This window comes from Paenibacillus sp. J22R3 (genome assembly GCF_056269305.1).
On sequence record NZ_JBWDNS010000001.1, the window covers coordinates 1,396,564 to 1,409,989 of the forward strand.

Annotated in this window: 15 protein-coding genes; 2 read left to right on the top strand and 13 right to left on the bottom strand. The window is 49.6% G+C overall.

Going from position 1 to position 13,426, the window contains the following annotated elements; all coding sequences use genetic code 11:
* Nucleotides 1-14: 14 nt before the first annotated feature.
* A complete protein-coding gene (gene sucC / locus AC0YN4_RS06390) occupies nucleotides 15-1,175 on the bottom strand; it encodes an ADP-forming succinate--CoA ligase subunit beta (RefSeq protein ID WP_090976562.1) in 1,161 nt (386 codons plus the stop codon).
* Nucleotides 1,176-1,476: 301 nt separating this feature from the next.
* Here sucC and AC0YN4_RS06395 point away from each other — a divergent pair, with 301 nt between their 5' ends.
* Together AC0YN4_RS06395 and AC0YN4_RS06400 are read left to right on the top strand one after the other, a co-directional pair.
* Complete coding sequence (locus tag AC0YN4_RS06395) at nucleotides 1,477-1,944, top strand: DinB family protein (RefSeq protein ID WP_475779520.1); 468 nt, start codon at nucleotides 1,477-1,479, stop codon at nucleotides 1,942-1,944.
* 117 nt (nucleotides 1,945-2,061) lie between these two features.
* Entirely contained in the window at nucleotides 2,062-3,621 is a 1,560-nt protein-coding gene (locus tag AC0YN4_RS06400; protein WP_475835417.1) for a YifB family Mg chelatase-like AAA ATPase, read from the top strand.
* A gap of 674 nt (nucleotides 3,622-4,295) precedes the next feature.
* Here the strand turns inward: AC0YN4_RS06400 and AC0YN4_RS06405 are convergent.
* The 12 genes from AC0YN4_RS06405 to ffh form a co-directional block, all read right to left on the bottom strand.
* Nucleotides 4,296-4,703, bottom strand: coding sequence for a YraN family protein (locus AC0YN4_RS06405; RefSeq protein WP_475779461.1), 408 nt, complete (start codon nucleotides 4,701-4,703; stop codon nucleotides 4,296-4,298).
* A complete protein-coding gene (locus AC0YN4_RS06410) occupies nucleotides 4,700-5,014 on the bottom strand; it encodes an EscU/YscU/HrcU family type III secretion system export apparatus switch protein (RefSeq protein WP_475779460.1) in 315 nt (104 codons plus the stop codon). Before AC0YN4_RS06410 ends, AC0YN4_RS06405 begins: the two co-directional genes overlap by 4 nt.
* Nucleotides 5,011-6,963: a flagellar hook-length control protein FliK gene (gene fliK / locus AC0YN4_RS06415; RefSeq protein ID WP_475835418.1), complete on the bottom strand. Its 1,953-nt coding sequence runs from the start codon at nucleotides 6,961-6,963 to the stop codon at nucleotides 5,011-5,013. The genes AC0YN4_RS06410 and fliK overlap by 4 nt, the downstream gene beginning before the upstream one ends.
* A 212-nt stretch (nucleotides 6,964-7,175) precedes the next feature.
* Complete coding sequence (locus tag AC0YN4_RS06420) at nucleotides 7,176-7,787, bottom strand: ribonuclease HII (protein ID WP_475835419.1); 612 nt, start codon at nucleotides 7,785-7,787, stop codon at nucleotides 7,176-7,178.
* A gap of 101 nt (nucleotides 7,788-7,888) precedes the next feature.
* Nucleotides 7,889-8,761, bottom strand: a complete 873-nt coding sequence (gene ylqF, locus AC0YN4_RS06425; RefSeq protein WP_475779457.1) for a ribosome biogenesis GTPase YlqF — start codon at nucleotides 8,759-8,761, stop codon at nucleotides 7,889-7,891.
* A 14-nt stretch (nucleotides 8,762-8,775) separates the two neighbouring features.
* On the bottom strand, nucleotides 8,776-9,483 hold the full coding sequence (lepB, locus tag AC0YN4_RS06430) for a signal peptidase I (protein WP_475835420.1): 708 nt from the start codon (nucleotides 9,481-9,483) through the stop codon (nucleotides 8,776-8,778).
* Between the two features lie 110 nt (nucleotides 9,484-9,593).
* The gene (gene rplS / locus AC0YN4_RS06435; protein WP_090976579.1) at nucleotides 9,594-9,935 is read right to left on the bottom strand and encodes a 50S ribosomal protein L19; all 342 of its coding nucleotides are present in this window, start codon (nucleotides 9,933-9,935) and stop codon (nucleotides 9,594-9,596) included.
* 187 nt (nucleotides 9,936-10,122) lie between these two features.
* Nucleotides 10,123-10,869, bottom strand: a complete 747-nt coding sequence (gene trmD / locus AC0YN4_RS06440) for a tRNA (guanosine(37)-N1)-methyltransferase TrmD (protein ID WP_475779455.1) — start codon at nucleotides 10,867-10,869, stop codon at nucleotides 10,123-10,125.
* Between the two features lie 4 nt (nucleotides 10,870-10,873).
* The gene (gene rimM, locus AC0YN4_RS06445; protein WP_475779454.1) at nucleotides 10,874-11,389 is read right to left on the bottom strand and encodes a ribosome maturation factor RimM; all 516 of its coding nucleotides are present in this window, start codon (nucleotides 11,387-11,389) and stop codon (nucleotides 10,874-10,876) included.
* Nucleotides 11,390-11,474: 85 nt separating this feature from the next.
* Nucleotides 11,475-11,705, bottom strand: a complete 231-nt coding sequence (locus AC0YN4_RS06450; RefSeq protein ID WP_090976584.1) for a KH domain-containing protein — start codon at nucleotides 11,703-11,705, stop codon at nucleotides 11,475-11,477.
* A 26-nt stretch (nucleotides 11,706-11,731) separates the two neighbouring features.
* A complete protein-coding gene (gene rpsP, locus AC0YN4_RS06455) occupies nucleotides 11,732-12,004 on the bottom strand; it encodes a 30S ribosomal protein S16 (RefSeq protein ID WP_475779453.1) in 273 nt (90 codons plus the stop codon).
* Between the two features lie 38 nt (nucleotides 12,005-12,042).
* Nucleotides 12,043-13,416 (bottom strand): signal recognition particle protein, encoded by a 1,374-nt coding sequence (ffh, locus tag AC0YN4_RS06460; RefSeq protein WP_475779452.1) that lies wholly within the window; start codon nucleotides 13,414-13,416, stop codon nucleotides 12,043-12,045.
* Between the last annotated feature and the right edge of the window lie 10 nt (nucleotides 13,417-13,426).

The window sequence follows — 13,426 nt, forward strand, 5'->3', positions numbered from 1 at the left end:
GCGACAATTAAGTCTTACTTTACTAGCGCGACGATTTTTTGTGCACCGTCGGCCATAGAGTCTGCAGCCACGATGTTTAGTCCGGATTCGTTCAACATTTTCTTGCCCAGTTCAACGTTGGTGCCTTCCAAACGAACTACAAGCGGACGGTCAAGACCGAGCTCTTTAGCCGCTGAAATAACGCCGTCTGCGATAATATCGCATTTCATGATACCGCCGAAAATGTTAACGAAAATGCCCTTCACCTTCTCATCGGAGAGGATGATCTTGAACGCTTCCGTAACTTTCTCTTTGGTCGCACCGCCCCCTACGTCCAGGAAGTTAGCAGGGTCGCCGCCGTAATACTTGATAATATCCATTGTCGCCATTGCAAGACCTGCGCCGTTAACCATACAACCGATGTTGCCATCGAGTGCGATGTAGCTCAGATCGAACTTGGACGCTTGAATTTCCTTCTCATCCTCTTCATCCAAATCACGAAGCTCTAAGATGTCTTTATGACGGTACAAGGCATTGGAATCGAAGTTCAGCTTGGCGTCAAGCGCCATAACGTTGCCGTCGCCTGTTACGACGAGCGGGTTGATTTCTGCGATCGAGCAGTCTTTCTCTACGAAAGCCGCATACAGAGACAGCATGAATTTAGCCGCTTTGCCGACCAATTCGTTAGGGATGTTGATGGAGTATGCCAGCTTGCGCGCTTGGAATACTTGAAGACCGACAGCAGGGTCGATAACTTCTTTGAAGATCTTCTCCGGCGAGTGCTCAGCAACTTCTTCGATCTCCGTGCCGCCCTCTTCGGATGCCATCATGACGATCCGTCCAGTTACGCGGTCAACAACAAGACCGATGTAATACTCTTTCTTAATGTCGCAGCCTTGCTCGATAAGCAGGCGCTTTACTTCTTTACCTTCAGGACCCGTTTGGTGGGTTACGAGAACCTTGCCCAGAATTTGGCTGGCATAAGTGCGAACCTCATCCAAATTTTTGGCAACTTTAACGCCGCCCGCTTTACCGCGGCCGCCTGCATGAATTTGCGCTTTTACAACGACAACCGGTGTGCCCAGCGCTTCCGCTGCTGCCACCGCTTCATCGACAGAGAACGCCACTTTACCTTCCGGTACGGCAACCCCATACTGCTTAAGCAGTTGTTTACCCTGATACTCATGGATATTCATTGACGAAAATCCTCCTATCCGCAGTCAAATCCTACGTATGTACACAAAACCATAAGTATTGTAACACGTTTCGTCATGTGTTTCCTATTTTTTTAGCCTGAAATGCCATCTTTTTTGATATTAGTTTCATCTCATATCAATCTCATATCGAGATGGAATAGATGAAATGCACTCATATTTGAGATGTAAAGGCTAAAATAAGGATTACCTGACTAGTATTACCTAAGTTTAACTAATTATTGACACCAAACATATGTTCTAGTATTCTTTGAATAAGCATTATTTAGGAGGTCGTCACTGAATGAATACCTATTCCGGACTACTATCAACATTCCAATCCCTGATTCCATTTGCAGGCTCTCTTCGTTCACTGTCGGAAGAGATGTGGAACGCTCCGCTTAAGCCTGACAAATGGTCTTCCCGCTCCGTGATCGGTCATATCATGCTGTGGGATCGACATTTCCTGCAAGAAGCGATTATGCCAATTGTAGAAGGCAGGCCGTTGACGCTTCGTCACTCGGATTACGATACATTTAATCGCCATGCCGCCGCTTATGCAGATTCGATCAGTAAAGAGCAGCTGCTCGCAGAATGCATGTCCGTCCGAGAAGAGTTATGGAGACTTCTGATAGCCCTCTCTGAAGAGAAGAGAGAATTGAGCTACACCGATGGAGACGGAAATCCCTTTACGATTCACCATTATTTGAATGACTTTGTCGCACATGACCGGCATCATTTGGATGAAATCGATCAGTTTATCAGAGCTTAATTCGAACTCGTTGACAGCTGATTTGCTGCTGAGCTATGATTCAAATTGAGCAATGATTGCATACGGACCTGTGAGGAAGCACCTTCATCCGACTATTTGGTGGAGGTGTTTTTTGCTATGTATACTCAAATTTGCAGCGGAAGCGTTTATGGCGTAGAAGGCAAATCAATTGCCGTTGAAGTCGATATTTCCAATGGTCTTCCCCAAGTCAATGTTGTTGGACTTCCTGATCCGGCAGTTAGAGAATCGATTGAACGTGTTCGAGCAGCAGTCAAGAATTGCGGATTCACTTTTCCGATGGAACGAATTACGGTCAACCTTGCACCAGCAGACCTTCGCAAAGAAGGCACTGCCTTTGATTTGGCTATTGCGGTAGGCGTTCTATCTTCAAGCGGGCAGTTGAAGAGCAAGTGGTTTGAACATGTACTGGTTCTGGGGGAACTGGCGCTAAACGGTGAGCTTCGGGCAATCCCGGGCGTTCTTGCGATGGTTGAGCAGGCTCGATTGAGCGGCATCAGGAATGCGCTTCTGCCGAAGGCAAATGCTGCAGAAGCCGCATGTATAGAGGGTATGCAGCTGTTTGCCGTTTCTCATTTACGCGAGTTAGGAGAAGCAAATGCGGATGAACGCGCATGGGAGCAGCTTCGATACGACAGCGCTTCGGAACAGAACTCTGCACCGGGTTCAAGAGATTATGGGGCTGCCTATGGCGACTATGGGGATGTGCTGGGGCAGCACCATGCGAAGCGCGCTTTGCTCATCTCAGCAATTGGGAGTCACAACGTTCTTCTATCAGGCCCTCCCGGAACAGGTAAGACCATGCTCGCGAGAAGGTTACCGGGCATTATGCCTCCGCTAGGCGAAGAAGAAGCCTTGCAGGTTACGAAGATTTATAGCGCTGCCGGTAAACTGCCGGGCGGCATTCCTACCTTAATGAGAGAACGTCCCTTTCGCAGTCCTCATCACACAATCTCATCAGCCGGTTTAATTGGAGGCGGATCTATTCCAAGACCGGGCGAAGTTACACTTGCCCATCGAGGGCTGTTGTTTCTTGATGAACTCCCTGAATTTTCACGCGCATCACTGGAAGTGCTTAGGCAGCCGCTCGAGGATCGGGAAGTAACGATAGCCAGATCACGCGCTGTATTCCGATTTCCGGCTTCCTTTCTTCTTGCCGCGTCTATGAATCCATGCCCATGCGGCTATTACGGACATGAGACTGACGAGAACCGCTGCGTATGCAGCGAGGTAGTACTCGCACGATACCGAGCGAAGATTTCCGGCCCGCTTCTGGACCGTATTGATATGCATATTGAAGTACCCCGACCACCGACTACCGAGGGTCTGACAAGCGGCATGACATCTGCTCAAATGAGAGATATTGTACTTGCGGCAGCTGAGCGCCAGCAGGCTCGAACAGCAGGTAGCCTTACCGGTCGTTCGTTTGCCGAATTGGCCGGTGTGTCGCTTCGAAAGGCCGTTCATTTAACACGAGAAGCTGAACAACTGCTTCGTGTAGCTTTCGATACACTTGGCGTCAGCTTACGTGCGCATGATCGGATACTAAAGCTTTCACGAACGATTGCTGACTTGGATTCAAGCGATCTCGTTGATAGCCAGCATGTCGCTGAGGCGATCGGTTATCGGAGTCTGGATCGAAAGCTTCATGCGTTGTAGGCGTAAATACAAGAAAGAGATAGCCTGAGGTCATCAGAATGTAGAGAAAACCACGTTTTTCAATAACGGCAGGTTTCTCTTTTTAGTTTCAGGTTCAGTATATGGGCTTAGGAGGGAGAATTCCCCCTCCTAAGCCCTCCTTTCCGGGTGGTGGGCATTCTGCGGTTCGCCGTACTTGCTCTTTGCTGTCCTCCCAACTATGCCGGTAACAATCTTTCGCTTGTTGCGCAATCTTGTGCATTTCTGCAGCATCGAGCAGGATGCACATGTTTCGGATCCGAAGCGTAGTGCCGCGGTATCCCTCACGGTCTGTCGTTCGGTAAGGCGAGACTTTCTCGGACAGCCACATTGTTGTCTATACATCATGAATAATATTTTAACGGTTGCCAGCGTGGCTATTTCATACAAATAAGCCTTTTTGAAAATCTAACGGTTGCGACAGACGTTATTTACAACAAATGGGTCGATTCCAAGGGGAAAACGTTCAAATAAGCTCGCGGGCAACCGTTAGAAAATAAATAGGGCTAATTTATGCCAAATTACCACTGTCACAACCGTTAGCGTAGGAATGCGACGACAAAGTACACTCATCACGGAGGTACAGAACTACCGTACCAGAAGCTAAAAAACCGACGTTGTATCAAACGCAGCTTTCAGTTATGTGTGAAGTGAAATTAGAACGCGGATTCAATATGTTTAAGTTCGGTAATTTGATAAGGTTCGAGTGATTCTACCCGAACAGCTGCGGTAATTGCAATGACATCAAAGCGGATCGCAGGATGCTGAAGCTTATTCATGGACAGGTACACCTCTGTTATGGACCTGACTTTCAGTTGTTTCCGTATATCGACCGATTCCACAGCTGTGCCAAACCTGCCGCCAGCTCTGCGTGTCCGCACCTCGACTATGATTAGTAGGGATTCCGATTTCGCTACAATGTCCAATTCGCCCATACGACAACGCCAATTCCGATGTATGATCGTATACCCCTGCTCTTTCAGGTATCTAGCGGCTTCCTCTTCGCCAAACTTGCCAATCGCTTGTCTCGTATCGGTTCTGGATGTTCGGTTATCTGCTTTCAATCTTTGCTTCCTCCCGCTTTACGATCCGATCGATAAACAAACGACAATATTTCCGCAACCAGTGTATATAGCTCCGGCGGCACTTCTTGATCCAAATCGAGCTTTGACAGCACTTCGACAAGAGAGGAATCCTGTTGAATCGGTACCCCGCTCTCAGCTGCTTTGTCCAGAATAGCCTCCGCCATCTTACCTCGGCCTTTGGCTACAACAACCGGAGCGTTGCGCTCTCCCGGCTCATATTTGAGTGCAACTGCTTTTTTATTCTGCATGAGGCTATCTTGGGTTTGTCCCTTCTTATCTTTCTCGTTCATACGCGATAGTCTACTCCCTTGTAAGGTTTCGTCGACCACTCGGTCGAACCCGGTCCTGCCGCCATTGCCTCCGAAGTGTTCATGCGTTCCGCCATTCTTTCCGGCATCGGAGTTGCTTTCAATGATAACAGTTGATATCCGGCACGCTGCAGCGCTTCCGATAACTCAGCACGGGATGTCTCTATAAGTGAACCTGCCATCGGATGATCATTCCATAAGTTAAGACTGACGATTTTATTAACGACCTGTACATCTACGACAGTATCACCTAACGACTTCATGCGCAGATCAAATAGAAGTCTGCAATTATCTGCATCGAGTTCACCTTTACGGCCACGTCTTGTTTGAATGTGTACCGAGGCTGTCTGTCCTCCGTCTTGACTGTGCATCGGAATAAACATCGTCACATGTGACAACAACGAGCTGGTTTTCTCCGGGGATAACAGCAATTGCTGCCCGGTAATATGGGAAACGAGTTGCTGCGCCGTATCCCGAAGAGCCGGCGGCACATCATCCGTGGAAGCAAGCGTCATTAATGCGCTCTTCATTGAATCATCGGCAGCGTTCTTGACGGAATCGAGAGAATCCGTAGAAGGCAGCACATTCGGAAGCGGCGTGTTTCCCTGTTGCACCTGAACTCGATCATTGATCAAGCCTGCAACAACAACATTCCGATCTAAGCTATCCTTAGGGGACTGACTAGTCGCCGAAGCTTTGTTTTCTTGACCAGCTTGAATCGCAGGATCAATTGGTTGTTTTGGCAGCTCGGGCTGCTTCGCCGCTTGCTGCTGATCATCGGTAACTGCAGCTGCAAGCAGACGCTCATGATCGACGCCCAGCCATTTCATCATCTGGCCCACCCAGTTGGAGGATGAACCAGCCGGCTGCGGCGAGGGGGTTGTAGTGCCAGCGTCTGCGGCATGATTGTGGGCTGCGCCATCCGGCGAAGCCGACTTGGCAGCCCCGCCGCCAGGCGAAGCCGACTTGGCAGCCCCGCCGCCAGGCGTGATTGGCGGGGCTGTTGGTGGCGGAGCCGCGGGCTGCGCGCTCGCGGCAGCTGCGCCTCCGCTGCTCGGCGCGGCTGTGCCAGCCGCCGCGCCATCGCCCGCTGCGCTGCGCGCAGCGGGCGCGGGAGCAGCAGCGGACCCCGCTGCTCCCGCCGGCCCCGGCGCCGGCTGCGCCCCGGCGCCTTGCGCGCCTTCGGCGCTCGAAGCCGGCTGCGCCTCGGCCCCGCCCGGCGCTGCGCGCATCAACGCTGCGCCTTCGCGCAGCAGCGTTTGCAGCTTCGCTGCAGCCGCTTGCGCCGCCGACTGCGGCTGCGCGGCATCGCCCGCCGCATCGCCGGCGGACGACGCGCCGCTCCAAGCGGCAAGCCCCCGCTCCAGCGACTCCAGCAGCGTATGCGCCGGAGTGCCGGAGAGCGTCTGTGCAAGCGCTCCGATCGTCGCGCTTGTCATCGGCAGCCCGCGCTTATTCGCGAGCGCGGTCGCCTTCGCCCAAACCTGCGCATCGCTGCCTTGCGGCATAGCAGTCAGCGCCTGCTTAAATTGACTCGCTGTTTCGCGAGTCAGAGTACCGCCCTCACGACGCAAATCGCGCACAAGCTCCTGCGTCCATTTCTGTTCAGGCAGTCCTGTCGCTTTCAGCCAATCTTTTAAGCTCGCTTCATTCATAGTTGCCGTTTGCTGATCAACTAGCTTTAGAACAAGCGTGCCATCGACGGATTGCGGCTGCACCTGAAGCAAGGTCGATTGCCCTGGCTGCAGCGGTGTTTCCAATTTCGCTTGTACTTGTGTCCCATTTATTTGAATGACCGCTTCCTGATCGTTTAACATCTTAACCAGAACGCCGCGTACAATTTGGCCGACCTTAAGCTCTAATGCCTTACTGTCGCCGGGCTGCACATCGCCAAGCAGTCCCTTCATCAATTGTCCGATCGATAATGACATAACGCGACCGCTTCCTTCCTGACAGACTCGTTATTATCGGCTCACATGAACCGCTCTTACCTAGTTATCCTATCTATATCGTTATTATCGGCTCAGATGAGACACAGATTAACGATCCCAAATAAAAAAACGTCCATCCCAAATTATATAGGAACGAACGGTCAAAACGCAGCTTTTGTTCTCTTTTTAGTCTGCTTCATCTGTGCGCATTACTAAAACAGCACCTGCTGCTCCATAAACAGCTTCCCGAGGAAGCTCTGTCGGTGCATCGGACTGGGACCGAGCTCCAGCAGCTTCTCCCGATGCAGCTTCGTCGCATAACCTTTATGTATCGCAATCCCATACTCGGGGTAAAGCTGATCCCATTCTCCCTTGCATAGCCGGTCCCGCGTAACCTTCGCAATAATCGAAGCAGCTGCGATAGACTGGCTTCTTGCATCTCCTTTAATAATGGACTCTTGCGGAAGGTCAATATCCACCTTCTCCGCATCCACCAGCAAATAATCTGCCGGAACAGCGAGCAGCTCTACTGCTTGTTTCATGGCAAGTCTTGCAGCTTGCTTAATATTAATGGAATCAACCACTGCTGCATTCACGCAAGATACCGCCCAAGCTTCAGCCTGATCCATAATGAGCTCATACAGCTCCTCACGTTTCTTCTCCGACAGCTTCTTGGAATCATCGACGCCATCAAGAATCAAACCCTCCGGCAAAATAACGGCAGCTGCCACCACATCACCAAACAAGCAACCCCGCCCAACCTCATCGATGCCGGCAATATTGCGATAGCCTTGCTCCCATAGCGGCTTCTCAAACTCCAACATTACAATCCGCTCCCCATTCACACTTCTGCCCTTATACAAAACAAACGGCTCCCTCACAATCAAGGCAGCCGTCCCAATAGCAGAATGCAGCAATCTGCCTCTTACATAAAATCTTCCGGAGCTTCAAGCGAAAGTCGGCCCATATTACCTGCCCGCATCTCGCGCAAAATAATGCCCGACGTTTTCTCCAAATCAACGCGGCCTCCGCTAATCAAGCAGCCACGCTTGCGACCGATATCCTCCATCAAACGGACGATTTCGTCATTGTCTTCATAATCCTTCGGAGGGTCCTTCAAACCGAAACGTTCCGACAGCATCGGCCAGTAGCGTTTCGCCAGCTCTCTCACCGTGAAGAATGCTACATCTTCGATGTTCAGAACCTGTTCACGAATCGCGCCTGTCATGGCAAGTCGTTGGCCAACGAGCTGGTCCTCGAACTTCGGCCATAGAATACCCGGCGTATCGAGCAGCTCCATTTCCTTGCCGACTTTAATCCATTGTTGGCCTTTCGTCACACCCGGACGATCTCCGGTAGCCGCAATTGCACGGCCAGCCAGACGGTTGATGAGTGTCGACTTACCCACATTTGGAATTCCGACGATGAGTCCGCGAATGGCCCTCGGCGTAATCCCTTTGGATATTTGTCGTTCGATCTTCTCATGGAGCAATTGCTTGACCTTCACCGGAATTTCATTGACGCGTGTACCCGTGGAGGAGTCGATAGCCAAGCTTGCATAACCGAGGTCCGTAAAATAAGCCATCCACTTCTCAGTCGTACGCGCATCCGCCAAATCCGATTTGTTCAGCAATATAAGTCTTGGTTTATTCAATAAAATATCATCAATCATCGGGTTCCGGCTCGATAGCGGTACACGGGCATCCAGCAGCTCAATCGCAATATCGATCAGCTTGAGCTTCTCTTGGATTTCCCTTCTCGCTCTCGTCATATGGCCGGGGAACCATTGAATTGTCATCTAACTACTTCACCTCATTTGTGTTTCACGAAAGAAATTTTGTCCATCGGCCAGAAAATGATATCCGCACGGCCAACGATCTCCTTCATCGATACGTAACCGATCATCCGGCTGTCCTTGCTGTTGCGGCGATTATCACCAAATGCAAGGATCATTCCTTCAGGTACAACATCGGTTGTAAAATTAGCATTCGGGAAATTACGGTCTGTTCCTTGGTTGTTGAAGATTTCACCGTTTGCTTTAGCATTCTCGATCGATTCCTTTAAATACGGCTCTTCGACCTTCTTGTCATTAATAAACAGATCATCGCCTTCATATTTGACTTTATCGCCGGGCACTCCAATAACCCGTTTAATAAAATCTCTTCCCTCATCGGGAACATGAAAAACGACTACTTCGCCATGATGCGGTTCACGAATATCATAAATCACTTTGTTTACAATGAGTCGTTCCCCTGTATAGAAGGTTGGCTCCATCGACGGGCCATCTACAATGAACGGTGCAAACAAGAAATATCGGATCACAAGCACTAGTATAGCTGCAATTGCGAGTGCTTTAACCCACTCGAATACTTCTTTCTGCGCGCGACTGCCGTTCGATCGATTAGATCTGGACGTATTGATTGAAGGATCAACACCGTCTGCTGCAGCATGTCCATGATCACGTTGATTCGGTTCGTTCGACTCTTGTCCATTCTCTTCTGTGCGGTTCTGTTGATCCATTAATTCCACCCTCTTCTATGCTGGGTCTGTTGTTAGTTATGTAAGTAAAACTAGTATTTTAAAAAAACGAAAAGGGACTTGTTTGCGCAAGTCCCCTCTCTTGTCGATAATTAACGAATTTCTTTGATTCTCGCAGCTTTACCGCGAAGTTCGCGAAGATAGTACAGTTTCGCGCGGCGAACTTTACCACGACGAGCAACTTCGATCTTCTCAATCTTCGGCGAGTTAAGTGGGAAAGTTCTTTCCACACCAACACCATACGAGATTTTACGCACTGTAAAAGTAGCACTGATACCGCCGCCGCGACGTTTAATAACAACGCCTTCGAACAACTGTACACGCTCGCGAGTTCCCTCGATAACCTTTACATGTACCTTCAACGTATCGCCTGGACGAAAGCTAGGAAGGTCAGTACGAAGATTTTCTTGTGCAATGATTTGTAAAAGATTCATTGTAGTTTCAACTCCTTCCACCATAGACGTTCATATAAGCTAACCGGTAACAAATTGAAAACCGGATCATGGCTTCATAGCGGACCGTCCGACTTTGCAAAAGCAACATCTGAAATTATAACACACCCAAGCCCAGTAACACAATAACATTTCATAAACTTTTTAAACCATAGCATCCAAGCTAGATCTACCTGCTTTGTTCCCGAGAGCGGATCTGCTCATTCAGCCATTGACGTTCCTTCTTCGTAAGCTCCGCGGTCTCAAGCAGCTCCGGACGACGTTCCAATGTGCGTAATATAGACTGCTGACGACGCCACACTTCTACATTGGCATGATGACCGGACATGAGCACTTCAGGCACTTCCCAATCACGGAATACTGCTGGGCGTGTATAATGCGGATGCTCCAGTAAACCTGTACTGAACGAATCCGTCACAGCCGAGTTCTCATTGCCGAGAACGCCGGGCAAAAGGCGAACGATACTATCGATCATAACCATTGCGGGAAGCTCGCCGCCGGTTAACACATAATCCCCTAATGAGATTTCATCGGTCACCAAATGCTGACGGATGCGCTCATCATATCCCTCATAATGACCGCATACAAACACAAGATGCTTATGAGCCGACAGCTCTTCGGCTTTCTTCTGTGTGTAAGGCTCCCCTTGCGGACATAGCAGTATTACACGAGGACGCTCAGCGCCTTCGGGCATCAAGTCCTCTACAGCAGCGAACAACGGCTCCGGCTTCAATACCATGCCGCCGCCGCCGCCATAAGGATAATCATCAACCGTATTATGCTTATTATTCGCATATTCGCGAAAGTTAACCGCATTCAGGCTGACAATTCCTTTATCCTTCGCTTTTCCAAGAATACTCGCTCCGAACACGCCGTGGAACATTTCCGGAAACAGCGTCAATACGTCAATGCGCATAACGTTAAATCAGCCCTTCCATCAGGTGAACCTTAACGACTTTTTCTTTCACATTGACATCAAGTACAACTTCATCAATGACAGGAATCAATATCTGTTTGCCCTTTGGCTGCTGAATGACCCACACGTCGTTAGCACCCGGAACGAGGATTTCGGTAATAGGACCAAGTATTGCGCCTTCGTCCGTTACTACGGTGCAGCCGATAATTTGATGCTGATAATACTCGCCATCTTCCAGCTCAACAAGATCATCCTTGGAAACTTTAAGCTCCCAGCCTTTGTACTTCTCGACTTGATTAATATCCTCGAAACCGCGGAACTTGATGATGTACATATTTTTGTGCAATTTTGCTGAAACCACTTCGAGCTCAAGCTGTTGCTTGGTCTCCGGGTTTAGTAACGTAAGTATTTTACGCGGAGCAAAGCGCTCCTCCGGAAAATCCGTTTGCGAAACGACTTTTACTTCACCGCGAATACCGTGTGTATTCACAAGCTTACCTACCGATAGCCATTGATCCATTGTGTTCACCTATCTCTTTCGTAATTTAGCATCGAAAAAGGGCTAGGATACCTTCGTATCCTAACCCTGCTTCGATGTACGATCGCTACGAAACAATATCGACCATGACACGCTTTTGCGTTTTGACGGCTGCCGATGTGACAACCGTCCTAAGCGCTTTAGCAATCCGTCCCTGCTTACCAATGACTTTCCCAACATCGTCAGGATTCACGGATAACAGATAGACGGTGCCGCGATCGTCTTCTTTCACGTCGACACGTACGTCCTCCGGGTAATCCACTAAAGCCTTCGCTATGACAAGAATCAAATCTTTCATCACAATAGGCCCCCCGCATCGAGTAGTTATTTTTGAAGCTTCAGTTCATGAAGCTTAGTCATTACGCCTGCTTTGGAAAGCAAGTTGCGAACTGTGTCAGAAGCTTGTGCTCCGTCTTTAAGCCATTTAAGAGCTTTCTCTTCATCAATGTTCACTTGTGCCGGTTGTGCAACCGGGTTATAAGTGCCGATTTCTTCAATGAAGCGACCGTCACGTGGGGAACGGGAGTCCGATACAACCACACGGTAGAAAGGCGCTTTGTGCGCACCGATACGTTTCAAACGAATACGTACTGCCATGATAATTCACCTCCTTCAAAAAATTTCTGAGCTTTATATTAGAACGGGAATTTCATTCCTTTAGGAAGCATCCCTTTAAGACCCTTCATTCCGCCTTTAGGTCCTTTAGGACCCATCATCGACGAGAACTGCTTCATCATTTTCTTCATATCGTCGAACTGCTTGATGAGTCGGTTTACTTCCGCAATGGAAGTTCCGCTCCCTGTCGCAATCCGTTTACGTCTGCTGTGATTGAGAATTTCGGGCTTCTGCTTCTCGGCCTTCGTCATCGATTTCACGATCGCTTCGACGCGTCCGATTTGCTTCTCATCCACCTTGAGGTTCTTCATATCCTTCATTTTGCCCATACCAGGCATCATGTCAAGCAATTGATCCAACGGTCCGAGCTTGCGAACTTGTTCCATTTGGTCAAGGAAATCCTCAAAGGTGAATTCCGCTGTACGCATTTTGCGTTCCATCTCGGCCGCTTTCTCAGCGTCGATTGTGGAATGTGCTTTCTCGATCAGGGACAGCATGTCGCCCATTCCGAGAATACGCGAAGCCATACGTTCCGGATGGAACGGCTCAAGCGGCTCAATCTTCTCTCCGGTTGCCGCAAACTTAATCGGGCAGCCTGTAACGGCTTTGACGGACAATGCCGCACCACCGCGCGTATCACCGTCAAGCTTCGTCAGTATGACACCTGTCAGCTCAAGCTGGCTGTGGAAGCTTTGCGCTACGTTAACCGCTTCTTGACCTGTCATCGCATCTACGACTAGCAGTACTTCGTCCGGCTTGGTTACATCATGGATTTGGCGAATCTCACCCATGAGCGCCTCGTCGATATGAAGTCGGCCGGCTGTATCCACGATCACGTAATCATGACCGTTATCTTTGGCAAATTGCAGACCTGCACGAGCAATCTCAACCGGCGATGTTTGATCTCCGAGCGTAAAGACCGGAACACCAATTTGCTCACCCAATACTTGCAGCTGCTTGATGGCAGCGGGGCGATAAATATCGCCTGCTATCATTAGCGGCTTATGCTTGTCCTTGAGTAGAAGCTTCGCCAGCTTTGCAGTGGACGTTGTCTTACCAGCACCCTGCAAACCCGCCATTAGAATGACTGTCGGCGGCTTATTAGACTTCGCAAGCTTAGACTGTGTACCACCCATAAGCTCGGTTAGTTCTTTATTTACGATGTCGACGACGACCATGCCAGGCGTGAAGCTCTTCATGACTTCAAGTCCGATAGCCTGTTCCTTCACCTTTGCGATGAAATCCTTGACGACTTTGAAGTTAACGTCGGCTTCCAGAAGCGCCAATCGTACTTCGCGCATCGCTTCGTTAACATCATCCTCAGACACTTTGCCTTTGCCGCGCAGTTTGCCGAATACATTCTGCAGTCTGCTGGACAACCCTTCAAATGCCATGATCGTCACC

Bases quoted from the DNA above. Each gene is read 5' to 3' on its own strand.
- sucC (WP_090976562.1), bottom strand. From the start codon at position 1,175: ATGAATATCCATGAGTATCAGGGTAAACAACTGCTTAAGCAGTATGGG.
- AC0YN4_RS06395 (WP_475779520.1), top strand. From the start codon at position 1,477: ATGAATACCTATTCCGGACTACTATCAACATTCCAATCCCTGATTCCA.
- AC0YN4_RS06400 (WP_475835417.1), top strand. From the start codon at position 2,062: ATGTATACTCAAATTTGCAGCGGAAGCGTTTATGGCGTAGAAGGCAAA.
- AC0YN4_RS06410 (WP_475779460.1), bottom strand. From the start codon at position 5,014: ATGAACGAGAAAGATAAGAAGGGACAAACCCAAGATAGCCTCATGCAG.
- fliK (WP_475835418.1), bottom strand. From the start codon at position 6,963: ATGTCATTATCGATCGGACAATTGATGAAGGGACTGCTTGGCGATGTG.
- AC0YN4_RS06420 (WP_475835419.1), bottom strand. From the start codon at position 7,787: ATGTTGGAGTTTGAGAAGCCGCTATGGGAGCAAGGCTATCGCAATATT.
- ylqF (WP_475779457.1), bottom strand. From the start codon at position 8,761: ATGACAATTCAATGGTTCCCCGGCCATATGACGAGAGCGAGAAGGGAA.
- lepB (WP_475835420.1), bottom strand. From the start codon at position 9,483: ATGGATCAACAGAACCGCACAGAAGAGAATGGACAAGAGTCGAACGAA.
- rplS (WP_090976579.1), bottom strand. From the start codon at position 9,935: ATGAATCTTTTACAAATCATTGCACAAGAAAATCTTCGTACTGACCTT.
- trmD (WP_475779455.1), bottom strand. From the start codon at position 10,869: ATGCGCATTGACGTATTGACGCTGTTTCCGGAAATGTTCCACGGCGTG.
- rimM (WP_475779454.1), bottom strand. From the start codon at position 11,389: ATGGATCAATGGCTATCGGTAGGTAAGCTTGTGAATACACACGGTATT.
- AC0YN4_RS06450 (WP_090976584.1), bottom strand. From the start codon at position 11,705: ATGAAAGATTTGATTCTTGTCATAGCGAAGGCTTTAGTGGATTACCCG.
- rpsP (WP_475779453.1), bottom strand. From the start codon at position 12,004: ATGGCAGTACGTATTCGTTTGAAACGTATCGGTGCGCACAAAGCGCCT.
- ffh (WP_475779452.1), bottom strand. From the start codon at position 13,416: ATGGCATTTGAAGGGTTGTCCAGCAGACTGCAGAATGTATTCGGCAAA.